The 25,141-nt window shown below is 74.8% G+C and carries 26 protein-coding genes; 7 read left to right on the top strand and 19 right to left on the bottom strand.

The window, feature by feature from the left end; translation table 11 throughout:
• Nucleotides 1-67: 67 nt before the first annotated feature.
• The 7 genes from HLA93_RS04415 to HLA93_RS04385 all read right to left on the bottom strand — a co-directional run bounded on the left by HLA93_RS04415 (nucleotide 68) and on the right by HLA93_RS04385 (nucleotide 5,105).
• A complete protein-coding gene (locus HLA93_RS04415) occupies nucleotides 68-772 on the bottom strand; it encodes a response regulator transcription factor (protein ID WP_222193089.1) in 705 nt (234 codons plus the stop codon).
• A 174-nt stretch (nucleotides 773-946) separates the two neighbouring features.
• A complete protein-coding gene (locus HLA93_RS04410) occupies nucleotides 947-1,576 on the bottom strand; it encodes an SDR family oxidoreductase (RefSeq protein WP_222193088.1) in 630 nt (209 codons plus the stop codon).
• Between the two features lie 6 nt (nucleotides 1,577-1,582).
• Nucleotides 1,583-1,849, bottom strand: coding sequence for an Atu4866 domain-containing protein (locus HLA93_RS04405; protein WP_222193087.1), 267 nt, complete (start codon nucleotides 1,847-1,849; stop codon nucleotides 1,583-1,585).
• 103 nt (nucleotides 1,850-1,952) lie between these two features.
• Complete coding sequence (locus tag HLA93_RS04400) at nucleotides 1,953-3,131, bottom strand: acyl-CoA dehydrogenase family protein (protein WP_222193086.1); 1,179 nt, start codon at nucleotides 3,129-3,131, stop codon at nucleotides 1,953-1,955.
• A 210-nt stretch (nucleotides 3,132-3,341) separates the two neighbouring features.
• Entirely contained in the window at nucleotides 3,342-3,614 is a 273-nt protein-coding gene (locus tag HLA93_RS04395; protein ID WP_246625818.1) for a hypothetical protein, read from the bottom strand.
• 108 nt (nucleotides 3,615-3,722) lie between these two features.
• Nucleotides 3,723-4,250: a DUF6226 family protein gene (locus HLA93_RS04390; protein WP_222193085.1), complete on the bottom strand. Its 528-nt coding sequence runs from the start codon at nucleotides 4,248-4,250 to the stop codon at nucleotides 3,723-3,725.
• A gap of 72 nt (nucleotides 4,251-4,322) precedes the next feature.
• Entirely contained in the window at nucleotides 4,323-5,105 is a 783-nt protein-coding gene (locus HLA93_RS04385; RefSeq protein ID WP_222193084.1) for an isocitrate lyase/PEP mutase family protein, read from the bottom strand.
• A gap of 98 nt (nucleotides 5,106-5,203) precedes the next feature.
• Between HLA93_RS04385 and purT the strand changes: the two genes are divergently transcribed.
• Nucleotides 5,204-6,394: a formate-dependent phosphoribosylglycinamide formyltransferase gene (gene purT / locus HLA93_RS04380; protein WP_222193083.1), complete on the top strand. Its 1,191-nt coding sequence runs from the start codon at nucleotides 5,204-5,206 to the stop codon at nucleotides 6,392-6,394.
• Between the two features lie 119 nt (nucleotides 6,395-6,513).
• Nucleotides 6,514-7,734 carry a DUF2786 domain-containing protein gene (locus HLA93_RS04375; protein WP_222193082.1) on the top strand — a complete coding sequence of 407 codons (1,221 nt, stop codon included), beginning with the start codon at nucleotides 6,514-6,516 and terminating at the stop codon, nucleotides 7,732-7,734.
• Nucleotides 7,735-7,752: 18 nt separating this feature from the next.
• Here HLA93_RS04375 and HLA93_RS04370 read toward each other — a convergent pair whose 3' ends face one another.
• Together HLA93_RS04370 and HLA93_RS04365 are read right to left on the bottom strand one after the other, a co-directional pair.
• Nucleotides 7,753-7,935 (bottom strand): hypothetical protein, encoded by a 183-nt coding sequence (locus tag HLA93_RS04370; protein WP_222193081.1) that lies wholly within the window; start codon nucleotides 7,933-7,935, stop codon nucleotides 7,753-7,755.
• A 90-nt stretch (nucleotides 7,936-8,025) separates the two neighbouring features.
• Entirely contained in the window at nucleotides 8,026-8,622 is a 597-nt protein-coding gene (locus HLA93_RS04365; RefSeq protein ID WP_222193080.1) for a TetR/AcrR family transcriptional regulator, read from the bottom strand.
• 90 nt (nucleotides 8,623-8,712) lie between these two features.
• Between HLA93_RS04365 and HLA93_RS04360 the strand changes: the two genes are divergently transcribed.
• Entirely contained in the window at nucleotides 8,713-10,272 is a 1,560-nt protein-coding gene (locus HLA93_RS04360; RefSeq protein ID WP_222193079.1) for a DHA2 family efflux MFS transporter permease subunit, read from the top strand.
• A 91-nt stretch (nucleotides 10,273-10,363) separates the two neighbouring features.
• Here the strand turns inward: HLA93_RS04360 and HLA93_RS04355 are convergent, their stop codons facing one another.
• Nucleotides 10,364-11,992 carry an APC family permease gene (locus HLA93_RS04355; protein WP_222193078.1) on the bottom strand — a complete coding sequence of 543 codons (1,629 nt, stop codon included), beginning with the start codon at nucleotides 11,990-11,992 and terminating at the stop codon, nucleotides 10,364-10,366.
• A gap of 201 nt (nucleotides 11,993-12,193) precedes the next feature.
• Here HLA93_RS04355 and HLA93_RS04350 point away from each other — a divergent pair, with 201 nt between their 5' ends.
• The 4 genes from HLA93_RS04350 to HLA93_RS04335 all read left to right on the top strand — a co-directional run bounded on the left by HLA93_RS04350 (nucleotide 12,194) and on the right by HLA93_RS04335 (nucleotide 17,328).
• On the top strand, nucleotides 12,194-14,311 hold the full coding sequence (locus HLA93_RS04350) for a SpoIIE family protein phosphatase (protein ID WP_308127940.1): 2,118 nt from the start codon (nucleotides 12,194-12,196) through the stop codon (nucleotides 14,309-14,311).
• A gap of 119 nt (nucleotides 14,312-14,430) precedes the next feature.
• Nucleotides 14,431-15,387 carry a sensor histidine kinase gene (locus HLA93_RS04345; protein WP_222193077.1) on the top strand — a complete coding sequence of 319 codons (957 nt, stop codon included), beginning with the start codon at nucleotides 14,431-14,433 and terminating at the stop codon, nucleotides 15,385-15,387.
• Between the two features lie 78 nt (nucleotides 15,388-15,465).
• Nucleotides 15,466-15,861, top strand: coding sequence for a PPOX class F420-dependent oxidoreductase (locus HLA93_RS04340; RefSeq protein WP_222193076.1), 396 nt, complete (start codon nucleotides 15,466-15,468; stop codon nucleotides 15,859-15,861).
• A gap of 207 nt (nucleotides 15,862-16,068) precedes the next feature.
• Nucleotides 16,069-17,328 carry a Cache 3/Cache 2 fusion domain-containing protein gene (locus HLA93_RS04335; RefSeq protein WP_308127939.1) on the top strand — a complete coding sequence of 420 codons (1,260 nt, stop codon included), beginning with the start codon at nucleotides 16,069-16,071 and terminating at the stop codon, nucleotides 17,326-17,328.
• A 22-nt stretch (nucleotides 17,329-17,350) separates the two neighbouring features.
• On the opposite strand, the gene HLA93_RS04330 is transcribed toward HLA93_RS04335, so the two are convergent.
• The 9 genes from HLA93_RS04330 to HLA93_RS04290 form a co-directional block, all read right to left on the bottom strand.
• On the bottom strand, nucleotides 17,351-18,238 hold the full coding sequence (locus tag HLA93_RS04330; RefSeq protein ID WP_222193075.1) for a type II secretion system F family protein: 888 nt from the start codon (nucleotides 18,236-18,238) through the stop codon (nucleotides 17,351-17,353).
• Entirely contained in the window at nucleotides 18,238-19,176 is a 939-nt protein-coding gene (locus HLA93_RS04325) for a type II secretion system F family protein (RefSeq protein WP_222193074.1), read from the bottom strand. The genes HLA93_RS04330 and HLA93_RS04325 overlap by 1 nt, the downstream gene beginning before the upstream one ends.
• Nucleotides 19,173-20,690 carry a CpaF family protein gene (locus HLA93_RS04320; protein ID WP_308127938.1) on the bottom strand — a complete coding sequence of 506 codons (1,518 nt, stop codon included), beginning with the start codon at nucleotides 20,688-20,690 and terminating at the stop codon, nucleotides 19,173-19,175. Before HLA93_RS04320 ends, HLA93_RS04325 begins: the two co-directional genes overlap by 4 nt.
• The gene (locus tag HLA93_RS04315; protein WP_222193073.1) at nucleotides 20,687-21,865 is read right to left on the bottom strand and encodes an AAA family ATPase; all 1,179 of its coding nucleotides are present in this window, start codon (nucleotides 21,863-21,865) and stop codon (nucleotides 20,687-20,689) included. The genes HLA93_RS04320 and HLA93_RS04315 overlap by 4 nt, the downstream gene beginning before the upstream one ends.
• A complete protein-coding gene (gene cpaB, locus HLA93_RS04310) occupies nucleotides 21,862-22,575 on the bottom strand; it encodes a Flp pilus assembly protein CpaB (RefSeq protein ID WP_222193072.1) in 714 nt (237 codons plus the stop codon). Before cpaB ends, HLA93_RS04315 begins: the two co-directional genes overlap by 4 nt.
• The gene (locus tag HLA93_RS04305; RefSeq protein ID WP_222193071.1) at nucleotides 22,572-23,546 is read right to left on the bottom strand and encodes a pilus assembly protein TadG-related protein; all 975 of its coding nucleotides are present in this window, start codon (nucleotides 23,544-23,546) and stop codon (nucleotides 22,572-22,574) included. Before HLA93_RS04305 ends, cpaB begins: the two co-directional genes overlap by 4 nt.
• Complete coding sequence (locus HLA93_RS04300; protein ID WP_222193070.1) at nucleotides 23,537-23,956, bottom strand: TadE/TadG family type IV pilus assembly protein; 420 nt, start codon at nucleotides 23,954-23,956, stop codon at nucleotides 23,537-23,539. The genes HLA93_RS04305 and HLA93_RS04300 overlap by 10 nt, the downstream gene beginning before the upstream one ends.
• 36 nt (nucleotides 23,957-23,992) lie before the next feature.
• Nucleotides 23,993-24,232 carry a Flp family type IVb pilin gene (locus HLA93_RS04295; RefSeq protein ID WP_222193069.1) on the bottom strand — a complete coding sequence of 80 codons (240 nt, stop codon included), beginning with the start codon at nucleotides 24,230-24,232 and terminating at the stop codon, nucleotides 23,993-23,995.
• A 144-nt stretch (nucleotides 24,233-24,376) separates the two neighbouring features.
• A complete protein-coding gene (locus HLA93_RS04290; RefSeq protein WP_308127937.1) occupies nucleotides 24,377-25,075 on the bottom strand; it encodes an A24 family peptidase in 699 nt (232 codons plus the stop codon).
• Nucleotides 25,076-25,141: the final 66 nt, after the last annotated feature.

The raw sequence follows: 25,141 nt of genomic DNA, 5'->3' as shown, positions 1-25,141 counted from the left end.
GATGCAGCTGTGTTCCCTCGCGCCCACCTCCCGTCCCGGCGTGCCGGAGCAGGACGTGGGTGCGCCCTCAGGCCACGAGGCGGTACCCCACTCCCCGAACGGTCTTGATCTCGGGGTTGCTCAACCCGGCGGCAGCGAGCTTGCGCCGCAGGTTGGACATGTGTGCCTCGACCAGGCGCAGGTTGCCCTCCCAGTCGGTCTGCCAGACCTCGCGCAGCAGCGTCTCCCGCTGCAGCACCCGGCCGGGCCGCGAGACGAGGGCGGCGAGCAGGTCGAACTCGGTGCGGGTCAGGTCGACGGCCGCGCCGTCCACCCGCACCTCCCGGCTGTCCGGGTCGACCTCGAGGTCGGCCAGCCGCTGGACGGAGTCCTCCACCGGCGGGCGCGGCTCGGGGATCGCCACGGTGCGCGGCCGGCGCAGCATCGTCTGCACCCGGGCCACCAGCTCGCGCGGTGAGAACGGCTTGGCCATGTAGCCGTCCGCCCCGACGGCGAGGCCGATCAGCAGATCGACCTCCTCCGCCCGCGCGGTCAGCATCAGCACGTAGCAGTCGGTCTCGGCGCGCAGCTGCCGGCACACCTCCGTGCCGTCGGCGTCGGGCAGACCGAGGTCCAGGACGACGACGTCGGGCGCCTCCCGGCGCACCTCGGCGAGGCAGGCGGCACCGGTGGTGGCCTCCCGCACGTCCATCCCGGCCCGGCGGAGCACCGTGACGACGAGCTCACGGATCTCGTCGGTGTCCTCGACGACGAGCACGGACTGACCCGACACGACCCCTCCCAACGACAGATCACCAGCAGGCACGCCACTCCGGCGTACCTGCTGGTGATCGTCATCGGGTGGCCGGTGCTCCAGCCCGGGCGCCGGGCACCGCCCCGAACGGGTGAGTCGCCCGGGTGCCCGGTGTCGCCGCGGGCTCGCGCGTGACGGCCACGGGACCGCTGCTCAGATGACCTGCTCGGTCGGCAGGATGGTGATCTCGGTCAGGTTGACGTGCGCCGGCACCGAGGCGATGAACGCGACGGTCTCGGCGACGTCCGCCGAGCTGAGCACGTCGATCTGGGCGATCAGGTCGGCCATGAGGCGGCTGGCGTCGGGGTCGGTCACGTGGTCGGGCAGCTCGGTGTCGACCATGCCCGGCTCGACGGTGGAGACGCGCACCTTCTTGCGGCCCAGTTCCGTGCGCAGCAGCCGGGTGAGCTGGGAGATGTATGCCTTGGTGCCCGAGTAGACCTGGAACTTCTCCAGCACCCGGGTCGCGGCGATGGACGAGGTGGTGATCAGGTCGGCCGGCCGCCCCTCGCCGGCGGCTCGCTCCAGGTCGCGCACGAAAGCCTGGATCGTGTTCATGACGCCGGTGACGTTGGGGCCGATCTGGGCGTCCCAGTCCTCGACCGCGAGGTCGGTGATCGAGGAGATCAGCTGCACCCCGGCGTTGGCGAAGACCAGGTCGACGGTGCCCCACTCGTCGGTGATGTGCCGGGCGGTGGCGGCCAGAACGGCCCGGTCCGCCCAGGCCTGACCCCGGGGACGCCGCAGCCCGGGCCCGGCAGCGGCCGGGCCCGGGCTGCACACGGCCGGTCAGCGGCGGGTCATCCGGTAGCCGGCGTGGTGCAGGACGCCGTCCCGGAACTCGCCGGATGCGCGGAAGCCCAGGTCGTCGAGGTACTCGATCCGGTCACCCTCGACCCAGTAACGGCCCTGGTAGGCGTGCGGGCGGCCGTCCCGGGTCTCGTCGTAGCGGCCGTCGGGCAGCAGCTCCTGGACCAGGAAGCCGGTGTCGTCGACCCACGCGCCGACCACGGACTGCGGCCCGGTGCCGGTGGGGTCGGTCGGTGTCGTGCTCATGACGGTTCCTCTCGTCGGGAGGTGGGGCTGCGCCCTGCTGAGCGCAGCCCCACCCTCACCGGACGAGCAGGAGGCAGGGAGGCCGCATCGCTCCCCCCTTGCGTCAGACGAAGGCGCTCATCCCGGTGATCGAGCGGCCGACGATGAGGGTGTTCATCTCGCGGGTGCCCTCGTAGGAGTACAGCGCCTCGGCGTCGTTGAAGTACCGGACGACGTCGTAGTCCAGCACGATGCCGTTGCCGCCGAACACCTCCCGGGCCCAGGCGACGGTCTCCCGGCCCCGCGCGGTCACGTAGCTCTTGGCCAGCGCGGCCTGGTCGTCGCGCAGCGCGTCGACCTCCTGCAGCTGGGCGATCCGCACGGTCATGCCGAGGCTTGCGGTGACGTTGCCGAGCATCCGGGCGAGCAGGTCCTGGATCAGCTGGAAGCCGCCGATCGCCCGCCCGAACTGGTGGCGCTCCTTGGCGTAGGCCACCGCCACCTCGTAGGCGCCCAGCTGGCAGCCCACCCCGCTCCAGGCCACCCCGCCCCGGGTCACCTTGAGCACCTTGTTGACGTCCTTGAACGAGTTGCCGCCCTCGAGCTTGTCGCCCGCCGGGATGCGGCAGTCGGTGAAGGTCAGGTCGGCGTTCTGCACGGTGCGCAGCGCGAACTTGTCCTCGATCTTGGTGGCGGTGAACCCGGGGGTGCCCTTCTCCACGACGAAGGTCTTCACCTGGTCGTCGGCCTCGTCGCGGGCGAAGACCACCACGACGTCGGCGAAGGTGCCGTTGCCGATCCAGCGCTTGGCACCGTTGAGCACCCAGGAGTCGCCGTCCCGTCGGGCGGTGGTGCGCATGCCGCGGGCGACGTCCGACCCGCCCTCGGGCTCGGTCAGCCCGAACGCGCCGATCGTCTCCATCCGCATCATCGACGGGATCCAGCGCTGCCGCTGCTCCTCCGAGCCCAGGATCATGATCGAGCCCATCGCCAGGCCGTTGTGCACGCCCAGGAAGGTCGCCATCGACGGGTCGACGCGGGAGAGCTCCATCGCCTGGAAGCCGGTGAACAGCCGGGAGGCGCGGGGGCGGCCGTCCCAGTCGTAGGAGCGGCCGACGATGTCGGCCTCGGCGAACTTCGGGATCAAGTCGTGCGGGAACTCGGCGGCGGCCCAGGAGGAGTTGACCCGCGGCTTGACCTCCGACTCCAGGAACTCCCGGAGGGCCATCAGCTCCTTCTGCTCGTCGTCGGGCAGCAGGCTCTGGAAGGCGAAGAAGTCGGCGGGCAGGAGCAGCTCGGTCATGTCGGCGGTGCCTTCTCTCTCGTCGTCGTCGACGTCCTGACCCCGATGCTCCGCCGGAACTCCTCCCCCAGCCACCGAGCGTGTCCCAGCTCACCCCACCCGCGCCCCCCCCGTCCGCCGAGTGGCAGCTCACCGGGGATCCGGCGGATCGGAGAGCCCGCTGAGCTGTCACTCGGCGGACGAGCTCGGGGAAGGAGGTCGGCGGGCGGCTCACTGGCCGTAGGACATGCGCAGGTCGGCCCACAGCAGGTGGTTGACCCGGTGCCGGAGGTGCCCGGTGAGGCTCTGGTCGGGCGGCTCCCCGACGGCGGTCAGCGTCCAGCGGAGCGCCGTCTCCGCGGCCACGGGGCGCAGCTCGAAGGTCAGGACGAGGTCGGGACGGCGGGGCCACAGCGAACCGCCACGCCAGCCGCTCCGGCGCGCCGTCGTCGACCACCACCGGCTCCACCTCGTCGTCCTCCAGGCGGAGCCAGGGACGGGCACCCGGCCGGTGCGGGTCGGCCAGCGACTGCCGGACGACCGCCGGTGGTGCGGGCAGCCGGCGCTCCCGGGTGCCGACGACCGTCGTGGACCCGCCCGTCGGCGGGGGCGTCACCGGCCGCCCCGCTCCGGCCACGGCAGCCACTCGTGCCGGCCCGGCGGTCCGAGGCGCTGGAGCTCGGCACGGGTCAGCGACCAGGTCGCGCTGGACCGCGGCCGCCACACCGCGAGCGTGCCCTCACCGGAGCCGCCGGTCAGCTCCTCGGCGAGCCGGCCGTGCGCCACGTCCGCGACGAACTCCCCCAGCTCCTCGGCGAGGTCACCGGGTTCCTCGTCGCAGGCGTCGCAGCCGCAGCGCGGGAACGACTCCTCCGCCCAGTGGCCGGCCCGCAGCCGCACACCGAGGTCGGTGTGCACCACCACCAGGTCGGCGCCCGCACCGGACCGGGGGTGCAGCCGGACGGCACGCACCTCGCGCGGCCCGGACGACGGCTCCCCGGCGACCGCGACGTCGTACCGCTCGGCGAGCTCGGTGACCAGCCGGTCCGCGACACCGTGCACCGCCGCGTACCGCTGCGGGTCGGTGACCCGGCTGTACGCCTCCGGGGGTGGCCCGTCCGGCCCCCAGCGATCACCCATGCCGGCACGGTAGGACGCCAGCGCCGGGACTGTCCTGCCCTTTCCCGGCGGCCTGCGCGCAGGTGCAGTGGGTCAGCTCAGCGCACGGGTGCCGGGCGGGAGGGCACCGCCGGCGACGAGCTCGACGACGGCGTCCTGCAGTGCGGTGAGCGCGACCCGCTGGGTGAACGGGCCGGTGGAGACCCGGGAGACCCCGAGGCCGGCCAGCTCCTGCACGGACGGCGAGGCCCCGGGGACGGCCATCAGCGAGACCCGGCCGCGGCCCAGCCCCTCGACCAGGCCCTCGATCTCCTCCCGGGCCACCACGCCGGGCACGAAGACCACCGGCGCGCCGGCCGCCAGGTACGCCTGCCCGCGGCGCACCGCCTCGGCGACCAGGGCATCGCGGTCGGCGGCGGCGTCGGCCAGCAGGAAGGCGTCGGTGCGGGCGTTGAGCACGAAGTCGATCCCGGCGTCACGACCGGCGCGCAGCACCGCCTCGACTGCGGCGACCGCCTCGTCGAGAGGCCGCAGCTGGTCCTCCAGGTTGCCGCCGACGACGCCCACCGCGATCGCCCGGCGGGCGGTCTCGCCCGGGTCGCCGTAGCCGGCCTCCAGGTCCATCGACACCGGCAGGTCCACGGCCCCGGCGATGCGGCCGACCATGTCCAGGTGCACGTCGAGCGGGATCTGCTCGCCGTCCTCGTGGCCGAAGGTGGCCGCGATCGCGTGGCTCGCGGTGGCCAGCGCGCGCACGCCGGGGGTGCCGGCCACGACCCGGGCGGAGACGACGTCCCAGACGTTGGCCAGCACCAGCAGCTCCGGTGCGGCGTGCAGGTCGAGCAGGGTGCGGGCGCGGGTGGCGAGGTCGGTCACGGGAGCAACGTAGCGGCGCCCCGGCCCGCTGACCGGCGGGTTCCGGCCGTGGCGGTGGCCGCTCCGCCGTCCGGCCGGCCGCTCTCTAGCCTGTCCGCATGGTCTCCCTGGGCACTCCCCTGTCGCCGTCGGCCACCCGCGTGCTCCTGCTGGGCAGCGGTGAGCTGGCCAAGGAGGTGCTGATCGCGCTGCAGCGCCTCGGCGTGGAGACCATCGCCGTCGACCGGTACGACCACGCCCCCGGCCACCAGGTCGCGCACTCGGCGCGCACGATCACGATGAGCGACCCGGCGCAGCTGCGGGCGCTGATCGAGGCCGAGCGCCCAGACGTCGTCGTCCCCGAGATCGAGGCGATCGCCACCCAGACGCTGGTCGAGCTGGAGGCCGAGGGCACCCGCGTCGTGCCGACCGCCCGGGCGGCGCGGCTGACGATGGACCGCGAGGGCATCCGCCGGCTGGCCGCCGAGCAGCTGGGCCTGCCCACCAGCGAGTACCGCTTCTGCGACTCGCTGGAGGAGCTGCGGGCGGCGACCGGCGAGGTGGGTTTCCCGTGCGTGGTGAAGCCGGTGATGTCCTCCTCCGGCAAGGGCCAGAGCAAGCTCGACGGCCCGGACGACGTCGACGGCGCCTGGGCGTACGCGATGGCCGGTGGTCGGGTCGCCGGCACCCGGGTGATCGTCGAGGGCTTCGTCGACTTCGACTACGAGATCACCCTGCTGACCGTGCGCTCGGTGCGCGACGGGCAGACCGTCACCGGTTTCTGCGCCCCGATCGGGCACCGCCAGGAGGCCGGCGACTACGTGGAGAGCTGGCAGCCCCAGCCGATGTCGCCGGTCGCGCTGGACCGCGCGCAGGCGATCTCGGCGGCGGTGACCGCGGAGCTCGGCGGGCACGGGGTCTTCGGCGTGGAGCTGTTCGTGCGCGGGGACGACGTGTGGTTCTCCGAGGTCAGCCCGCGGCCGCACGACACCGGGATGGTCACCTTGACCACCCAGTGGCAGAACGAGTTCGAGCTGCACGCCCGGGCACTGCTGGGCCTGCCGGTGGACACCGCGCTGCGCAACCCAGGGGCCTCGGCCGTGGTCTACGGCGGGGTGGAGGCGGCCGGGATCGTCTTCGACGGGGTCGACGAGGCGCTCGCGCTGCCCGGGGTCGACCTGCGGCTGTTCGGCAAGCCGGAGAGCTTCGCCCGCCGCCGGATGGGCGTGGCACTGGCCCGCGCCGAGGACGTCGACGCGGCCCGGGCCACCGCCCGCGAGGCCGCCGCCCGGGTGCGCCCCCGCGCCTGACGCGGGCGCCGGCGTCCACAGCGGGGCACCGGGTCCACAGCCGACCGGTCACCGGGCGGGCCGGCGCGTGCCGCCGTCAGGCTGGTCGGGCACCCGCACGTACGAGGAGAGGACCGCTGATGACCGCCGACGAGGTGCGGATGCTGCTGCTGGCCGGTGGCCGGCTCGCTGCCGAGCCGGGTGTGCAGGCCGCCGAGCTCGACCCGGTGGTCGCCCGGCTGCTCCGCCGGGACGACGGGGTGGACAGCGACGGCCAGGCCCAGCAGGTGCTGACCGAGGCGCTGCCGCGGCTCTGGGAGGGCGGCTGGCAGCCGGCCGACGTGGTGCACGCCGCGCGCCGCCGGGTGAGCCAGCGGGGCGCCCGGCTGGTGGCCGCAGTGGTCGCCGCGGAGGCCGAGGCGGCGCAGGCGGCGCCGCCGGACGCCTGGGCCGCGCAGCTGGCGGCGCTGCCGGCCGGCCCGCGGTCGGTCACCGCGTGGTGGCAGGGCGAGCGGGTCCAGCCGTCCGCTGCCTGGCGGGACGTGCTGCGGGTCATCGGGCTGTTCCGCTCGCTGCCGCGGCTGGAGCAGCTGGTGCCCCCACCGAGCGGCTGGTCGACCCTGCTGTGGCCGGTCGAGGCGCCGGGCAGCGATGCCGACGGCAAGGTGCTGCACCGGATCCGCTCGCTGCTGGCCAAGGCGGAGTCGACGGAGTTCACCGAGGAGGCCGAGGCGCTGACCGCCAAGGCGCAGTCGCTGATGGCCCGGCACGCCATCGACACGGCGGTGCTGGCGCAGCGGGAGGGCCGCGCGTCCTCCGGCGGGGTGGCCGCCCGGCGGCTGCACCTGGACGACCCGCACACCGAGGCGAAGGCGGCCGTGGTGCAGGCCGTGGGCAACGCCAACGGCGTGCGGGTGGTGCTGCTGCCGGCCTTCGGGATCGCCACGCTGGTCGGCTTCCGGGACGACGTGGACCTGGTCGAGCTGCTGGTGACCTCCCTGCTGCTGCAGGCCGCCCGGGCGCTGGCCGAGGCCGCGCGCACCGGTGGGGCCCGGGCCCGCTCGACCCCGTTCCGGCGGGGCTTCCTGTACTCCTACGCCCAGCGGGTCGAGGAGCGGCTCACCCTGGCACGTGAGGCGGCGACCGCCGAGGCCCGGGCCGACTACGGCGCCGAGCTGGCCCCGGTGCTCGCCGAGCGGTCGGCCGCGGTCGACCGGGCGGTCGAGGAGCTGTTCCCGTCCCTGCGCCGCCGGAGCGGGAGCACGGTCGACCCGGCCGGCTGGCACGCCGGGCGGCGGGCCGCCGACGACGCCGACCTCGGCAGCGGCACCGGCCGCCGGGCACTGCCCAGCGCACCGTGAGCCCGGCCGGCCCGACGGCTAGATCAGGACGTCGAAGGTGGAGCCCAGGTCGCGGATGAGCATCGCCTGCTGGGTCAGGTCGGTGGCGGTGGTCAGCCACCCGGCCACGAACATCAGCGAGTCGGCCGAGGTGTCGTCCAGCGACGCCGTCCCCGCCGACATCCCCGCCTGAGCCACCGCACTGCACGCCAGAGTCATCATGACCGGCCCCTTTCGTCTCTCCAGGAGTCGGCAGGACTGCTCAGTTCCTGGAGGGCCGGCCGGGGTGGGGCACCCCTCGGACGGGGGAGGTCAGCGCAGCCCGGCGACGATCAGCTGCAGCAGCGACTCGTAGGTGGCTGCCGGGTCGGGGGTGAGCACCGCCCCGCCGAGCTCCAGGCCCACCGCGCCGTGCACCGAGCTCCAGATCAGCTGGGCGGTCTCCAGGGGGTCGCCGTCGCGCAGCGCACCGCGGGCCATGCCGTACCGGACGTGGTCGATCAGCGCCTCGAAGGCGGCGGTCGCGTGGGCGAGGAGCTCCTCGGCACCCTCGGTGGGCAGCGGCCGCCCGCCGAACATCGCGCCGTAGTGCTGCGGGTGGGCCAGCGCGAACCGCCGGTAGTTGCGCCCGCTGGCCAGCAGCCGGGCGACCGGGTCGGGATCGTCGTCCTCGCTGACGGCCGCGCGCAGCCCGTCGAACCCGCGCACCAGCACCGCGGCGATCAGCCCGTCCTTGCTGCCGAAGCGGTTGTAGACGCCCATCGGCGCCACCCCGGCCTCGGTGGCGACCGCCCGCACGGTCACCGCCCCCAGGCCGTCCCGGACGAGCACCCGCTCGGCCGCGTCGACCAGCGCCTGCTCGACCGCGCGGCTGGGGGTGCGCCCGGCACCGGGCCTGACATCTGTCACGACCTCATCCTCCTGCACCGATCACCCTTGCCCGTTTGTAGAACGTCGTCCTACTGTTGTGGCACATCGTTCTACGACACGGAGGCCGTGATGACCACTCCCCCGCCCGCACCCGCCACCCGTCGGTGGTGGGTGCTCGCCGTGCTCTGCCTGTCGGTGCTGCTGGTGAGCATCGACAACACGATCGTCAACGTCGCGCTGCCGACCCTCAGCCGCGAGCTCTCGGCCAGCACCAGCGATCTGCAGTGGGTCGTCGACGGCTACACGTTGGCCTTCGCCGCGCTCCTGCTGCTCGGCGGCGCGCTCGGCGACCGCTTCGGCCGGCGGCGGGTGCTCCAGGCCGGGCTGGTCGGCTTCGCCCTGACCTCCGCGCTGGCCTCGATGGCCACCAGCACCGACCAGCTCATCGCCGGCCGCGCGGCGATGGGCGTGGCCGCGGCCGCCGTCTACCCGGCGACCCTCGCCCTGCTGGTCACCACGTTCACCGACCGCCGGGAGCGGGCCACGGCCCTGGGCGTCTGGTCCGCGGTCACCGGCCTGTCGGTCGCGATCGGCCCGGTCACCGGCGGGCTCCTGCTGGAGCACTTCGCCTGGGGCTCGGTCTTCCTGGTCAACCTGCCGATCGCGGCGGTCGCCCTGGTCGCCGGCCGGCTGCTGGTCCCGGAGTCCCGCTCCGCCCGGGCGCACGGCTTCGACCTCGGCGGCGCAGCGGCCTCGGTGCTGGGCATCGGCCTGCTGGTCTGGACGACGATCGAGGCACCCGGCCACGGCTGGGGCTCGGCGACCACCCTGGGCGGTTACGCGGTCGCGGCGCTGGTGCTCGCCGGGTTCGTCGTCCACGAGCTGCGCACCGCCGAGCCGCTGCTGGACGTCCGGCTGTTCCGCGACCCGCGGGTGTCGGTCGGCAGCGGGGCCATCGCGCTGGCCTTCTTCAGCCTGTTCGGCTTCATCTTCATGATCACCCAGTACTTCCAGTCGGTCCGGGGCTACGGCACGCTCACCGCCGGTGTGGCCACGCTCCCGTTCGCCACCGTCATCGGCGTCACCGCGCCGCTGGCGATCGTCGCGATGCGGGCGGTCGGCACCAAGCTGGTCGTCGCGGCCGGGCTGGCCACCATGGCCGCCGGTTTCGTCGTCGCCACCGGCACAACGCTGCAGTCGGACTACTGGGGCCGGATCGTGCTGGCGATGGTGCTCATGGCCGCCGGCCTCGGCCTGGTCACCAGCCCGGCCACCGAGGCCGTGATGGGCGCGCTGCGCGGCGACCAGGCCGGCGCCGGCTCGGCGGTGAACGACACGGTGCGGGAGGTCGGCGGCACCCTCGGCGTCGCCGTCGTCGGCTCGGTGCTCAGCACCGTCTACGGCCCGACCGTGGTCGACGGGCTCACCGCAGCCGGCGCCCCGGCGCAGGCGGCCGAGGGAGCGGCGGACTCGGTGTTCGCCGGGCTGGCCGTGGCCGACGGTCTCCCGGACGGCGCGTTGGCGGCGGTCCAGCAGTCGTTCCTGGCCGGCGTGACCGCCGGCTCCTGGGTGTGCGCCGCGGCCAGCGCGATCGGCGCGGTCGTCGTCCTGGCCTTCCTGCCCGCCCAGCACCGGACCGCCGAGCCGGCGCCCGCGCCCAGCGGTGAGCCAGCGGCGTCCCTCACCTGACGACGTCCTCCCGCGAGAGAGGCCGTCCTACCGCAGCAACGCTGGTGCGGTGGGACGGCCGTTGACCAGGTGACCTGATCCGACCCTGGGCTCAGCCGCGGGGGTCCCAGGGCTCGCGGCCCGGCGGGAGGTCGGACCGGTCGGCGGCGATGACCGTGCCCTCCTGCGAGTCCGGCAGGGCGACGGTCGCCGTGGCCCGGTCCAGCACCAGGTCCCCGGTGCCGTGCAGCATCGTCTCGCCGCGGAAGAAGGCCGGGGCGACCACGTTCCAGACGACCATCAGCACCAGGCCCAGCACCAGGGCGCCGACGCCCACGACGAACACCCCGCCCACCCCGAACAGCACCGTCTCGCCGTAGCCGGGGTCGGCGTACTCGATGCAGGCCAGGACGAAGACGGCGAGCATGAACAGCCCGCCCAGCAGCGGCAGCACCAGCCGCATCAGCACGTCGCGGACCGAGTGCAGCGAGCGGCGGAACTCCCAGGCGCAGGCGAACCCGGTGAGGCCGTAGTAGAAGGCGATCAGCATGCCGGTGGCGGTGATGGAGTCGATCAGCACGTTCTCGCTGACCAGGGTCAGGCCCACGTAGAAGGCGATCGACACCAGGCCCATCCACACCGTGGAGACCGTCGGCGTGAAGTACCGCGGGTGGATCCGGGCGAACGACCGGGGCAGCGCGCCGTAGGCGGCCATCGACAGCGAGCCGCGGGCGGTGGGCAGGATCGTGGTCTGGGTGCACGCCGCCGAGGAGGTGAGCACCGAGATGATCAGCAGTGCCTCGAAGGTGTGCCCGAAGACGCCGCCACCGAAGACCGTCGCGCCGAGCGAGGCGAACACGTCCTCGGCGTTCGCCTCGTTGCCCAGCCCGATGCCCTCGGTGCCGACCCCGGCGAAGGCGACGGTGGCCACCGACACGACGGTGTAGATGCCGACCAGCAGCACCGTGGAGATGATCGCCGCGCGCCCCGGGGAACGCGTCGGGTTCGAGGTCTCCTCGTTGACGGCGACCGCGGAGTCCCAGCCCCAGTAGATGAAGATCGCCAGCAGCACCGCCTCGGTCATCGCCGTCCAGCTGACGCCCGAGGGCCACAGCCAGGACAGCGACGGGGTGAGCGAGCCCGCCGGCGCCGTCCCGCCGTACACCTTCACCAGCGCATAGGTGGCGAAGGCGACCAGGACGACGACCTCGATCGCCAGCAGCACCATCTGCAGCCGCGCGGTCGGCTCGATCCCGCGGTAGCAGATCCAGGTCATCAGGGCGATCCAGCCGACGCCGGCGACCGTCGTCCAGAAGGTGCTCTCCGCCAGGCCGTCCAGTCCGAGCAGCCGGTAGCCGTAGGAGCCGGCGATCTGGGCCAGGTTGGCCATCACGATGACGTCGGCGGCGATGATCCCCCAGCCGCCCATCCAGCCGGTCCGTGGCCCGAAGGCGCGGGCGGCCCAGGTGAACGTCGTGCCGCAGTCGGGTTCGCGCTTGTTCAGCTCCGAGTAGGCGACGGCGATCAGCCACATCGGCACGAAGGCCAGCAGCATGATCGCCGGCGCGTCGACCCCGACCGCGATGACGACGAAGCCCAGCGTCGCCGCCAGGGCGTAGGCCGGCGCGGTGGAGGAGACGCCCAGGACGATCGAGGAGACCAGCCCCAGAGCGCCGCTCTTGAGGCCCTTGTCGACGGCGGCGCCCTCGACCCGGGTCGGCGCGGGGGACGCGGTGCTCATGCGGGGGCCGGGCGCGCAGTCATGCCACGGTTTATCGCACAGCCCGGTGACCACCCGCGCACCCGACTCCCACGGGGCGGGAACGGCGGCGTGATCTGCGTCGAGGTGCTTGCCCCGGCCCGGTTGCGCGTGACATAACTCTGTGCGAGCTGTTCGCAGTCGGCGGTCAGCCACCTCCGGCACGGACGCCGGAGCGGATGCGTGGGATGGGTGGCCGTGGTGGAGCCGACAGCGGCCGGCGGCCTGGAGCACGACGACCTGGAGGGCGCGCGCATCCGGGCCCGGCTCGCCCTCGACGCCGCCGGCATCGGCACGTTCGACTGGGACCTGCGCACCGGCCGGCTGGTGTGGGACGAGCGGCTGATGACGATGTTCGGCTACGACCCGGACACGTTCGCCCAGACCATCGAGGCCTTCAACGCCCGGCTGCACCCCGACGACCGCCTCCGGGTGAACGAGGCCCTGCAGGGTGCGATCGACGTCTGCGGTGAGTACGAGGCCGACTACCGCATCGTGCTGCCCGGTGGGCACACCCGCTGGGTCTCCGCCCGCGGCAGGGCCCTGGGCGGCCCGGAGGGCGGGGCGACGCGGGTGATCGGGGTCGCCTACGACGTCACCGCCGAGGTGGCCGAGGAGGCCCGGGTCACCCGGGTGCTGGAGGCGATGCCCGCCGGCTTCTACTCCCTCGACGCGCAGTGGCGGTTCGCCGCGGTGAACGTCGAGGCCGAGCGGCTGCTGGGCCGCAGCCGTGAGGAGCTGCTCGGCCAGGTCATCTGGGAGGCGTTCCCGGCGGCGGCGGGCAGCATCTTCGAGGAGCAGTACCGGCGGGCGGTGGCCACCGCCGAGCCGATCTCCTTCGACGCGTACTACCCGGCGCCGCTGGACGGCTGGTACGAGGTGCGGGCCTGGCCGACCCCCGACGGGCTGTCCGTGTACGCCCTGGAGGTCACCGAGCGGCGCCGCGCGCAGGAGCAGGCCGAGCGGTCCGCCCGCCGGCTCGCGCTGCTGGCCCAGGTCAGCGCCGAGCTCGCCGCCACCCTGGACGCCGGTTCCGCGGTCGCGACGCTGCCCCGGATCGTCGTCCCCGCCCTCGCCGACTGGTGCATCGTCTCGGTGCTCGACCCGTCGACGGGTGCGCCGACCGACGTGGGCTCGTGGCACCCGGTCCCGGAGGTCGCCGACCGGGTCGCCCGCTACTCGACGCTGCGGCTGGGCGCGCTGCCACCGGCCGCCCCGGCCGTGTGGTCGATGCGCCACGGGCAACTGGCGACCGCGACCCGGCCCGAGCTGCTCGACCTGCTGCTGCCGGGCGAGGCGCGGGACCTGCTCACCGAGCTGGCCCCCGACCGGGTGGTCGCGCTGCCCCTGCGCGGCCGCAGCCGGACTCTGGGGCTGCTCAGCCTCTACTTCGAGAACGGTCGCGAGCCCAGCGAGGAGGAGCTGGCCACCGCGCAGGACGTCGCCGACCGCGCCGGGCTCGCGCTGGACAACACCCGCCTGTACGGGCAGCAGCAGGCCCTCGCCGAGGGGCTGCAGCGCAGCCTGCTCACCGACCCGCCTGAGCCGGACCACGCGGAGATCGTGGTGCGGTACCTGCCGGCCGTGGAGGCCGCCCGGGTTGGGGGCGACTGGTACGACGCCTTCCTGCAGCCCAACGGCGCCACCATGCTGGTGATCGGCGACGTGGCCGGGCACGACACCGCGGCGGCCGCCGCGATGGGCCAGGTGCGCGGCCTGCTGCGCGGGATCGCCGCCTACAGCGACGCCGGCCCGGCCGAGGTGCTGCGCGGGCTGGACGCGGCGATGACCGTGCTCCAGCTGGACACCCTCGCCACCGCGGCGATCGCCCGGTTCGAGCAGACCGCCGACGAGTTCCGGCGCGGGGTGACCCGGATGGTGTGGGCCAACGCCGGGCACCTGCCACCACTGGCGATCGACCCCGAGGGCGACGTCCTGGTGCTCGCGGACTGGAAGGCCGACCTGCTGCTGGGTGTCGACCCCACGGTCACCCGCACCGAGCAGGTGGTCACCCTCGACCGCGGGACGACGGTGCTGCTCTACACCGACGGCCTGATCGAGCGCCGGGACAGCGACCTGGACGCCGGCCTGGCCCGGTTGCGCACCCACCTGGCCGACCTGGCCGGGCTGCCGTTGCAGCAGCTGTGCGACGCGCTGATCGAGCGGCTGGTCGACGGCCGGCCCGAGGACGACGTCGCCCTGGTCGCCGTCCGGCTGCACCGGCAGGACCGGCCGCGGCCGGCCGAGGCCGGCCCGAACCGGGTGCCCGACGGCGTGCCCGTGGACCCGGCCACCCGGTGAGGGGCGGGCCGGGCAGACGCCCCGACGGAGGCACGGTCAGCGTGCCTCCGCCGGTCGGCCTACCGTGGGCCCGGCACTCCGGCACAGGTCGGACCACGACGACCGGAGGGAGCTCCACCGTGACCACGACCGCGCGGGGCCCTTCCCGGTACGTGCACGACCTGCTGCTGCACAGCACACCGGAGGAGCTGGCCGCCGGCGCGGCGCCCTTCCTGCGCGCCGGGCTGGAGGCCGGTGACGTGGCGGTGATCGCCACCGACGAGCCCTCGGCCTCCGTGCTGCAGGACGCCGTCGGCCCGCACGAGCGGCTGCACGTGCTGAGCCAGGCCGACGTCCACCCCGGCCGGACGCCGGCGGCGATCACCGCGCTGCGCCGGCTGGCCGACCGGTGGGGCGGGGACGAGCCGCACCACGTGCGCGTCGTGGGCCAGACCGACTTCGGTCGCACACCGCGGGAGTGGCTGGAGTGGCAGCGCTACGAGGCCGTGGTCAACGAGGTGCTGCGACCTCTGGGCATCTGGGGTCTGTGCACCTATGACACCCGCGTGCTCGCCGACGAGGTGGTCGCGACCGGCTTGCGCACCCACCCGCACCTGGTGACCGGGCGGGGCCGGGTGGCCAACCCGCAGTTCGAGGACCCCGGCGACCACCTGCGCAACCTGCCCACCCCGGACGAGCCGCTGGAGCGCACCGAGCCGCTGCTGGACGTGGTCGACGTGCGCGACTTCATCGGGCTGCGGCACGCGGTGGGCGCGCAGCTGGTCAGCCTGGGCGGCGATCCCGACCGGGTCGAGGACCTGCACCTGGCCATCGACGAGATGAGCTCCAACGCGGTGCGGCACGGTGGTCCGCCGGTGCAGCTGCGGCTGTGGGCCTCGGCCGACCGGGTGGTCTGCACGATCAGCGACGGCGGCACGGGCATGGACGACCCGTTCGCCGGCTACGGCCCGGCCCACGGCGAGGACCTCTCCCGCGGCGGCATGGGGCTGTGGCTGGCCCGGCAGCTGTGCGACCACGTGGACGTCGTCGACGACGGCACCGGGCTGACCGTGCGCCTGACCACCGCCCTGCACTGACCCACGCGCTGGACCCGCGCGCGGGACGACGCGGCACGACAGGGGCGCCCCGCCCGATCCGCACCCGAGAGGACGACCGTGGACCTGCCCGCCGGCCTGCTGGACCTGCTCCGCCGCCCCAGCCCCTGCTTCGTGGCCACCCTGATGCCCGACGGCGCCCCGCAGATGACCCAGACCTGGGTGGACACCGACGGCACCCACCTGGTGATCAACACGGTCGCCGGTTTCCAGAAGGTGCGGAACATGGAGCGGGACGCCCGGGTGGCGCTGAACGTGGCCGACCCGGACGACGTCTCGCGGTACTACGCGGTGCGGGGACGGGTCGTGTCGATCACCGCGGACGGCGCGGCCGAGCACATCGAGCGGCTGGCGCAGAAGTACCTCGGCGGCCCCTACCCGTGGTTCGGCGGACGCGACCAGACCCGGCTGGTCGTCACCATCGCCGCCGACCGGGTCAGCTCGCCGCAGGGCTGACCGGCAGGCCGGCGCGGCATCGTTCCCACGGGCCGCAGCACCCCCGCCCGGGGGATGCGTTCCCGGCGAGTCCCGGCTCACCTGCGGTTTCACCGGTGGAACCCGCTTACGATCACCCGGCGCCCGCCGGCCGGCAACGACGCCCCGGCGGCCCGCACCCCACGTCGTTCATCGCCCACGGTGCGCGCCCGGAGAAGGAGTCGACTCGTGCGCTGGTCAGCCACACGGAGCACTGCCCCCGCGGTCACCGCACCGGTGGTCGCGGGCGAGGTGCCGCAGCCGCGCTCCGCCGTGGCGGCGCCGCGGCCGCACCGGCGGGTCGAGCAGGACGCCAGCATGGAGACCGCCGCCCAGCAGGCGGGGGTGCTGTCCCAGGCCAGCCGGGAGGTCTCCGACACCTCTCGCCAGGCCGCCGAGTCCCTCGCCGAGCTGCGCGCCGCGATCGGTGACATCTCCGCCAGCACCAGCCGCGCTTCCTCGATCGCCGAGGTCGCGGTGCAGGACGCGCAGGCGGTCGACGAGCGGATCGCCGCACTGCAGAACGCCAGTGCGGCGATCACCGAGATCGTGCAGCTGATCTCCGCGATCAGCCAGCAGAGCCGTTTCCTGGCGCTGAACGCCTACGTCGAGGCCGCGCGCGCGGGCGAGGTCGGCCGGGGCTTCGCCGTCGTGGCCGATGAGGTCAAGCAGCTGGCCGGCCGGACGGCGCAGGCCGCCGAGGACATCGGCGCCCAGATCGGCGCGGTGCAGGCCGAGACCCGTCAGGCCGTGGAGGTCATCCAGCGGATCAGCGGCACGCTGGGCTCGATCGCCGAGGCGCAGGATTCCATCGCCGCCGCCGTGGACCAGCAGCGGGACGCCGCCGACCGGGTGGTGGACAACGTCGACCGGGCGGCCAGCGGCTCGGCCCGCATCACCGAGGCCGTCGCGCAGCTGGCCGACAGCCAGCGGCTGGTCTACGTGCGCCGCGCGCTCTCCCTGGCCCAGGACCTGCTGGACGACGAGGGCGGCGCCGCGCTCGGCGACGAGCTGCGGGCGCACACGGTGAAGGAGCAGGCCAGCGGCTCCGCGCACACCGCGCAGCTGCCCGAGCTGCTGCTGGGCGACGAGGTGCTGCCGTGGAACGAGGACCCGAACCGCCCGTCGCGGCTGGTCGACGCCGTGGTGGCCGCGGTGGGCGGCAGCTGCACGCTGTTCCAGCGCCTGGACGCCGAGGGCAGCATGGTGCGGGTAGCGACCACCGTGGTGAACCCGCAGGGGCGCCGCAACGTCGGCACCTACCTGGCGCGCACCGACGTCACCGGCTCGCCCAACCCGGTGCTGGCCACGGTGCTCTCCGGGCAGATGTACACCGGCCCGGCCACCGTCGCCGGCAAGCCCTACTTCACCGCCTACGCGGGGGTGCACTCCCCCACCGGCGAGCTGATCGGCATGCTCTACGTGGGACTGCCGATCGACTCGCTCTGAGCCGCGGGCCGACCTGCGTGGGTCAGCCCAGGGACTCCATCAGCCCCAGCACGGCGGGGCCGACGACCACGATCATCAGCGCCGGCAGGATGCACACCATCAGCGGGAAGGTGACCTTGACCGGCACCTTCATCGCCTGCTCCTCGGCGCGCTGACGGCGCCGCACGCGCATCTCGTCGGCCTGCACCCGCAGCACGTCGGCGAGCGGGATGCCGTAGACGTCGGCCTGGTTCACCGCGCCGACGAAACGGCGCAGGTCGGGGACCCGGGTGCGGGCGGCCAGCGCCTCGTAGGCGGCGCGCCGCGGCCGGCCGGCGGCGATGTCGTGCTGGGTGCGCACCAGCTCCTCCGCGAGCGCACCCCGGCCGGTGGTCGCCGCCCGGGACAGCGCCGCCTCGAAGCCGAGCCCGGCCTCCACCGCGATCGTCATCTGGTCCAGCACGTCGGGCAGCTCGCGGGCGATGACCTGCTGCCGTTCCTGGCCGCGGCCCCACAGCGCGGCCTCGGGGACGTGGTAGGCGGCCAGCACGGCCAGCACGGCGGCCAGCCCGGCCGGGAGACCGGGCGCCTCGACCACCACCAGTCCGCCGACCAGTGCGGTCGCGGCGGCGAGCCCGAGCTTGGCCCACAGCACCCGGGTCATCGTGAAGCTCGCCGGCCGGCCGGCGACGTCGATCATGCGGCGGATCCGGCGGGCCGCCGACTCGGGGGTCAGGGCGCGCAGGACCGCGCCGGCACCGGTGCCCCGCGCCTCCAGGGTGCCGACCTCGAAGGCGGGCGTGACCAGGCCACGGGTGAGGTTCTGCCGGGCGACGACCCCGGCCTTCCCGGCCCGGGTCAGCGTGAGCTGGGCCAGGACGGCGAACGGGAGGACGAGCGCGGCGACCGCGACCCACACGAGCGCGGGCATCAGAACGTCACCGTCACGACGCGGCGCACCCACAGCGCGCCGACCACCATGAGCAGCACGGCCGTGCCCAGCAGCGCCAGCCCGGTGGCGTCGTCGACGAGCCGGCCGATGTAGGTCGGTGACACCAGGGCCATCGCCCCGCCCACGACGACCGGCAGCGCGAGCAGGACGACGGCCGAGGCGCGTCCCTCCGCCGACAGCGCCTGCGCCTGGCGGCGGAGCTGGCCGCGGTCGCGGATGGTGGCCCCGACCCGGTCGAGCACCTCGGCCAGGTTGCCCCCGACCTCGCGGTGGATCGCCACCGCCTGGGCGATCCAGGCGAAGTCGTCGCTGCGCATCCGCTCGGCGACCTCCTCCAGGGCGAGGACGACGTCCCGTCCGACCCGGACCTCGTTGAGCACCCGGGCGAACTCCTCGCTCGTGGGCACCGCGCCGTCGTGGGAGACGGCCTCCAGCGCCCGCAGGACGCTGTGGCCGGCCCGGAGGCTGCTGGCCATGAGCCGCAGTGTGTCGTCGAGCTGCTCGGCGAAGGCGGTCCGCCGGCGGCGGCTGCGCACCTCGAGGGTGACCACCGCGGCGAGCGGGGCGACCAGCGCGAGGAGGAGACCGCCCAGCAGGCCGGAGGCCAGGCCACCGACGACGTCGCCCACCAGCGCGCCGGCGACGACCAGCCCGAACACCTGGGCCGGTGACCGGTGGACGCCGGCCCGCTCCAGCGCGGCGGCCAGCGCGTCGCGGCGACCGATCCGGCGCAGCGTGCGGTCACCGAACCGGTGCGCCGCCGCGGCGAGCGCCGGCCGGCCGCGCAGCACCGGGGCCGCCGTCGGGTCCAGCCGGGTGATCTCCACCCGGGGACGCCGCGGCACCGCGACCAGCGCGACCAGCAGCGCGAGGGCGAGCGCGGAGGCGGCGACGCCGGCCCAGACGAGCGGGCTCATCGGCTGCCGCCCCGGACCGGCGCCAGGTGCGGCACCCCCAGCACCCGCGGCGGGACGCTGACCCCGCGCTCGGCGAACCGCTCGAGGAACCGCGGCCGGATGCCGGTGGGCACCGCCCGGCCGGGCTCCCGCCCGTCCGCATCGCCGCCGGCGGCTGGGTCGCTGCCGGCGGAGTGGTCGAAGACGAAGACGTCCTGCAGCGTGACCGTGTCGCCCTCCAGGCCGAGCACCTCGGTGACGCGGGTGATCCGCCGGCTGCCGTCCCGCAGCCGGGACACCTGGACGATCACGTCGACGGCCGAGGTGACCTGCTCCCGCACGGCGCGCAGCGGGAGGTCCATCCCGGCCATCAGCACCAGCGTCTCCAGCCGGGCGACGGCGTCGCGCGGGGAGTTGGCGTGCACCGTGGACAGCGAGCCGTCGTGGCCGGTGTTCATCGCCTGCAGCATGTCCAGGCTCTCGCCGCCCCGGACCTCGCCGACGATGATCCGGTCCGGTCGCATGCGCAGCGAGTTGCGGACCAGGTCGCGGATGCTGATCGCGCCCTTGCCCTCGATGTTGGCCGGGCGGGACTCCAGCCGGACGACGTGCTCCTGCTGGAGCTGCAGCTCGACGGCGTCCTCGATGGTGATGATCCGCTCGCCCTCGGGGATGAAGGAGGAGAGCACGTTGAGCAGCGTCGTCTTCCCGGTGCCCGTGCCGCCGGAGACGATGACGTTGAGCCGGGCGGCCACGCAGGCGCGCAGCAGCTCGGCCATGTCCGCGCTCAGCGTGCCGCCGGCGATCAGGTCGGTGATCTCCAGTGGCCGGCGGGCGAACTTGCGGATGGTCAGGGACGAGCCGCTGAAGGCCAGCGGCGGGATGATCGCGTTGACCCGTGAGCCGTCGGGCAGCCGGGCGTCGACCAGCGGCGAGGACTCGTCGATCCGCCGGCCGACCCGCGACACGATGCGCTCGATGACCCGGCGCAGGTGCTGCTCGTCGGCGAACCCGGCGGCGGTGCGGACGATGCGGCCGCTGCGCTCCACGTAGACGGTGTCCGGGCCGTTGACCATCACCTCGGTGACGTCCGGGTCGTCCAGCAGCGGCTGCAGCGGCCCGTAGCCCAGCACCTCGTCGGTGAGCTCGTGGATCAGCCGCCGCCGGTCCTCCTCCGACAGCGGCGTCGGCTCGTGGGCGATGACGCGCTGGAGGTCGGCCCGCACCAGGGCGTGCAGCTGCTCGTCGGGGATGTCGGCGTCGGACAGCTTGCCGCCGAGCCGCTCGAACAGGGCGCGGCTGGCCCGGTCCTTGAGCTGGGTGAGGGTGTCGGCGCCAGCCGCGGGGCGGGCGGCGGCGCCGGGGTGGCCCCCGGTCGTGCCGGCGAGCCGGGACGCCAGGCCGGTGGGCGGCGGGGCGGGGCGGCCGACGACCCGGACCACGACGTCGTCCCCGGCGTCGGGCCGGGCTCCGGCGGGATCGGGCTGGGGCGCGGCGTCACCGCGGACCAGCGCGAGCCGGGCGCTGAGGCTCACCGGGCACCGACCCGGCGGCGTCCGCGCCGGCCCTGCCCGTCCGCCGTCCGGGGCGCGAGCCGGGCGACCAGCGACCGGAGCCCGCGGGTGACCGGGTCCTTGCCGCCCTTGACCAGCAGCGGGACGCCGGTGTTCGTCGACAGCGGGACGGCGTCGTGCCGCGGCAGCACGAGGTCCAGCGGGGCACCGACGGTCCGCTCGACGTCGGCCAGGGCGAGGCCACCGGAGGAGCCGGCGCCGTTGAGCACCAGGTGGCGGCCGGCGGGCACCAGCTGCAGCTCGGCGAGCACGTCCAGCTCCTTGCGCAGGCCGCGGACGCCGGGGACGTCCATGCTGCCGATGAGCACCAGGTCGGTGGCCCGCTCCAGGGCGGTCAGCGTGTGGTCGGTCAGCCCCGGCGCGGTGTCGAGCACCACGTACCGGAACTCCCCGCTGAGCATGTCGACCAGGCGGGCGACCTCGGCCGGGGTGACCGCGTCGCCGGCTGCCGGTGAGTCGCTGCCGGCGACCACGTGCAGGCCGGACGAGTGCCGGGTGAGGAAGGTCTTGAGCACGAGCGGGTCGTTGCCGGCCGCGCCGCGCACGGTGTCCGGGAGGGTGAACTCCGGCGCCAGGGCCAACGCGCTGGCGACGTCCCCGAACTGCACGTCCAGGTCGACCAGCACGGTCGAGCCGGGCTCGGCGGCGGCCAGTCCGACGGCCAGGTTGGTGGCGACGGTGGTCTTGCCGACCCCGCCCTTGGGCGAGGCGACGACCACCACCCGGCGGGTGGGGAGGCTGGTCACGGCCGTCGACGCCGCCCGGCGGGTCTCGGCCCGGGCAGCTGCCCGGGCCAGCACCGCGGCGACGTCGCCGGGCCCGGCGTGCGGGGAGAGGACGTCGCGGACGCCGGCGCGCATCGCCTCGAGCCAGAGCTCGGGGTCGGCGAAGGCGACGACGACGACGCTGGTGTCCGGTGCCGCGCCGTCGACCTGCCCGGCGATGGCGAAGGAGTCCTCCAGCGGGACCTCGGGCCCCAGCACGACCAGCTGCGGGGCCTCCGGCCCGGCCAGGTGGCGGAGCAGGGCGCCGTGGGCCAGCGCGTCGACCCCGAGGGCGACGACGTCGCCGCCGCCGGCCTCGGCGAACCGGGCGACGAGGTCGGCGTCGGCGCCGATGGTCAGGACCGTGCTCACTGGTCTGCTCCCGTGCTCGTGGTGGTGCTGTCCACAGAGGTGTCGGCAGGATCGGCCGGCTGCTGGAGCGACAGCCACACCGCGCCCCGCTCCATCCCGGCGATGACCAGGGCGGCCTGTTCCGGGGTGAGGGCCAGCGTCACCGTGACCGTCTGCGCCACCCCGGTCATCGCCGCCGTCCCGGCGTCGGCGCCGTCCACCCGGGTCACCAGGACCTCGCCGACCGCGAGGTCGGTGGTGGTCGGGTCGCCCTGGCTGATGAACACCCCGATCCGGTCGCCGGCGGCCAGCGCGCCGCCCACCGCGCGCTGCGGCTCGAGGGTCAGGCTCACCTCCTCGGTGCCCGCCGGGACCTCGACGACCCCGCTGGCGGCGGCCTGCACGGACGGGTCGGCGAAGCGGGCGAACACCAGCTGCTCGCCCTTCACCAGGGCGGTGGTCGTGGTCAGGCCGGCGACGTCGGCGAGGTCCTCGACCGAGCCGGTGACGACCAGGCGACTGGGCACCTCCGCGGTGGTCACCAGGTCGGCGACGTCCTCGGCCGGGGTGCCGGCCGGGACGTCCTGCTCCGCCACGAGCACCGGGACCAGGACGGCGCCGGCCTCGGCGCGGGCGTCGGCGCCCCGGACGTAGCTGATCAGGACGACGGCGCCGAAGGCCGCCAGGGCGAGGGCCGCGAGGGCGGCGAGGACGCGACGCATGGTGGTCATCCCTGAGGAGAGAGGCTGATGGAGGTGGCGCCCAGGTCGGCCGCCGGCGCGGTGCCGGTGCTGCCGGTCGGGGCGCCCGCGACGACGGCGCGGGTGAAGTAGCCGTAGAAGACCGGCTCGCCGACGGTGAGCTGGTAGCCGGTGAGGTGGAAGAGCGCGTAGCCGTGGACGTGGGCGCGGATGCCGCCGAACAGCCAGCCGTCGACGTAGTCCCAGACGGGGATCTGCAGGTCGCTGCCGATGAGGCTGTCCAGGTGGGTCGCCGAGCAGCGGTTGGGCAGCACGCTGCTCCAGATGCTGATGTCGATGAACTGGCCCACCGAGGACGTCGCCCGGCACACGGTCGAGGTGTCGGTTCCGGTGAGCGCGTGCCCACCGCCGAAGATGAGCCCGCCCGTGGGTCCGGTGCACAGCGAGAGCCAGCCGAGCTCCCAGTCCAGCCGGCGCGAGACCGTGCTGGTCAGCGGGTACTTGGCGATCTGCTGCTTGTACTCGCACCAGGAGATCGCCAGCGGCAGCTGGGCGACACCCGTCGACATCGCCCGCCAGGTGGCCGTGGCGGTCGCGGTGACCCGGGTGGAGTCGATGCCGAGCACCGGGGCGAACCAGTGCGCCTGGTCGGCGCTCACCGTCACGGTGACCGTGTTGCCGGTGAGGGCGACGTCGGGGGTGCGCAGGGTGGCGCCGGCCGCGTCCGCGGCGCCGGCGTTCGCGGTGAGCGCGGCGGTCGCGGTCGCGACGGGGTTGGCACAGGCGCCCCGCGCGCAGTCGGTGGCGACGGCCAGGGCCGCGGAGTCGGCGGCGTTGCGGAGCTGCTCGCGGTCGGCGTACAGCGAGGCGACGTCGACCGCGATGGCGGCGAACCCGAGCAGCGGCACGAGCATGATCGCCACCATCACGGCCACCGCGCCACGCTCGTCGGCCAGCCGCGTCGGGGTGAGCCGGCGCAGCAGCCGGGAGGTCAGCCGCATCGCATGGCCGCCCGTCCGGTCAGGGTGACCCCCGAGGAGCCGAGCACCCCGCCGAGGAACGTCTGGCGGTGGGTGACGGTCACCGTCACGGTGGTGCCGGCCGGCGCGCCCACGCAAGTGAGCGGGGTGATGCTGATGGCGGACGTGGGGATGCCGAGCGTCCCGGCCGCCGACTGCACGATCGACAGCGCCGACACGGCCGTACCCGCCGTGGCGACGGTGCGAGCGCCCTCGCGGGCGGCCGCCGACAGCGTGGCCTGGGTGTTGAAGGCCTTGCTGAACTCCATGATCCCCACGAGGAGGAGCAGCAGCACGGGCACGACCAGCGCGAACTCGACCGCCGCCGCGCCCCGCTCGCCGAGGAGCCGGCGACCGGGACGGCGGCGGAGCCGGGCGGGGCGTCCGGGCACGGAGCTGCTCCTGTCGAGGGGGCGGGAGTGGACGGGTCAGCTCTTGGGGGCGGGCGCCGTCGTCGACGTCGGCAGGGAGATGCCGTCGAAGAGGGCCTTCAGCTTGTTGCCGAAGACCAGGACGGCAGCCGCGACCACCAGGGCGATGGCACCGACGAGGATCGCGTACTCGACGGCGGAGGCGCCCTTCTCCACCTTGACCGTCCGCAGCCGGTCCGCGACGCGGTCGGCGGTGACGAAGGACAGGGTGTGCAGCGTCTGGAACAGGCTGACCAACGTGATCTCCTGGGGGACCGACCGTCGGCTGAGCGGGTCGGTTGACCCGGGTCGCGGTCTTCCCTCCGTTGATCGACCATGCACGACCTACTCAGCAGCCCGGCCCCGGCGGGCTCACCCGGTCGGGTGACGCACGGCCGCGGGTCAGGAGGGCGGCAGCGCCCACTCCCCCGAGAGCAACGCCGCGAGCAGGGCGCCGACGAGCAGCGCGGGCCCGAACGGCAGCCCCGTGCTGCGTCCCACCCGCCGGGCGGCGAGCAGCCCCAGCCCGACCAGCGCCTGGAGCAGGAAGCCGAGGAAGAACCCGGCCAGGACGACCGGCCACCCCAGCCAGCCCAGGAAGAGGCCGAGCAACCCGGCCAGCTTGACGTCGCCCATGCCCAGGCCGCTCGGGCTGACCAGTGCCATCCCCAGCAGGACCGCGAAGGCCGCTGCCCCGGCCAGCAGGGCGCGCCCCCATGCCGCCCAGTCCCCCTCGACGGCGGCAGCCAGCGCCAGCAGCGCCACCCCGCCGGCGAGGCCGGGCAGCAGCACCCGGTTGGGCAGCAGCTGCTCGCGCAGGTCGACGACGGCCAGCAGCAGGCCGACCGCGACGAACCACAGCCAGGCGGGCAGCTGCGCGCTCCAGCCGAACCGGAGGGTGACCGCGGCAGCGCCCAGCGCCCCGGCCAGCTCCGGCCACGGCGCTCCGGCGGCCCGGGCCCGCCAGTCCAGGCGCACCGCGACCGGGCCGTCCGCGGTGGTCGGCCGACGGGGGGCGACCAGCGCCAGCGAGTCGACGGCGCGGCCGGCGACGGCGCCGCCCAGCCCGGCGACCAGCGCGGCGAGCAGGGCGCCGCTCACGTCAGGCGGGGGTGGGTCGGCGGGCGCACGCCGGACAGGGTGACACGCAGCGGCCGTCGACCCGGG

This window comes from Modestobacter italicus (genome assembly GCF_019799965.1).
GTDB lineage: Bacteria > Actinomycetota > Actinomycetes > Mycobacteriales > Geodermatophilaceae > Modestobacter > Modestobacter italicus_A.
The sequence above is the reverse complement of the archived record's forward strand: the minus strand, read 5'-3'. Positions and strand labels throughout refer to the sequence as shown.

Bases quoted from the DNA above. Each gene is read 5' to 3' on its own strand.
- HLA93_RS04405 (WP_222193087.1), bottom strand. From the start codon at position 1,849: ATGAGCACGACACCGACCGACCCCACCGGCACCGGGCCGCAGTCCGTG.
- HLA93_RS04400 (WP_222193086.1), bottom strand. From the start codon at position 3,131: ATGACCGAGCTGCTCCTGCCCGCCGACTTCTTCGCCTTCCAGAGCCTG.
- HLA93_RS04390 (WP_222193085.1), bottom strand. From the start codon at position 4,250: ATGGGTGATCGCTGGGGGCCGGACGGGCCACCCCCGGAGGCGTACAGC.
- purT (WP_222193083.1), top strand. From the start codon at position 5,204: ATGGTCTCCCTGGGCACTCCCCTGTCGCCGTCGGCCACCCGCGTGCTC.
- HLA93_RS04375 (WP_222193082.1), top strand. From the start codon at position 6,514: ATGACCGCCGACGAGGTGCGGATGCTGCTGCTGGCCGGTGGCCGGCTC.
- HLA93_RS04370 (WP_222193081.1), bottom strand. From the start codon at position 7,935: ATGATGACTCTGGCGTGCAGTGCGGTGGCTCAGGCGGGGATGTCGGCG.
- HLA93_RS04360 (WP_222193079.1), top strand. From the start codon at position 8,713: ATGACCACTCCCCCGCCCGCACCCGCCACCCGTCGGTGGTGGGTGCTC.
- HLA93_RS04355 (WP_222193078.1), bottom strand. From the start codon at position 11,992: ATGAGCACCGCGTCCCCCGCGCCGACCCGGGTCGAGGGCGCCGCCGTC.
- HLA93_RS04330 (WP_222193075.1), bottom strand. From the start codon at position 18,238: ATGCCCGCGCTCGTGTGGGTCGCGGTCGCCGCGCTCGTCCTCCCGTTC.
- HLA93_RS04325 (WP_222193074.1), bottom strand. From the start codon at position 19,176: ATGAGCCCGCTCGTCTGGGCCGGCGTCGCCGCCTCCGCGCTCGCCCTC.
- cpaB (WP_222193072.1), bottom strand. From the start codon at position 22,575: ATGACCACCATGCGTCGCGTCCTCGCCGCCCTCGCGGCCCTCGCCCTG.
- HLA93_RS04305 (WP_222193071.1), bottom strand. From the start codon at position 23,546: ATGCGGCTGACCTCCCGGCTGCTGCGCCGGCTCACCCCGACGCGGCTG.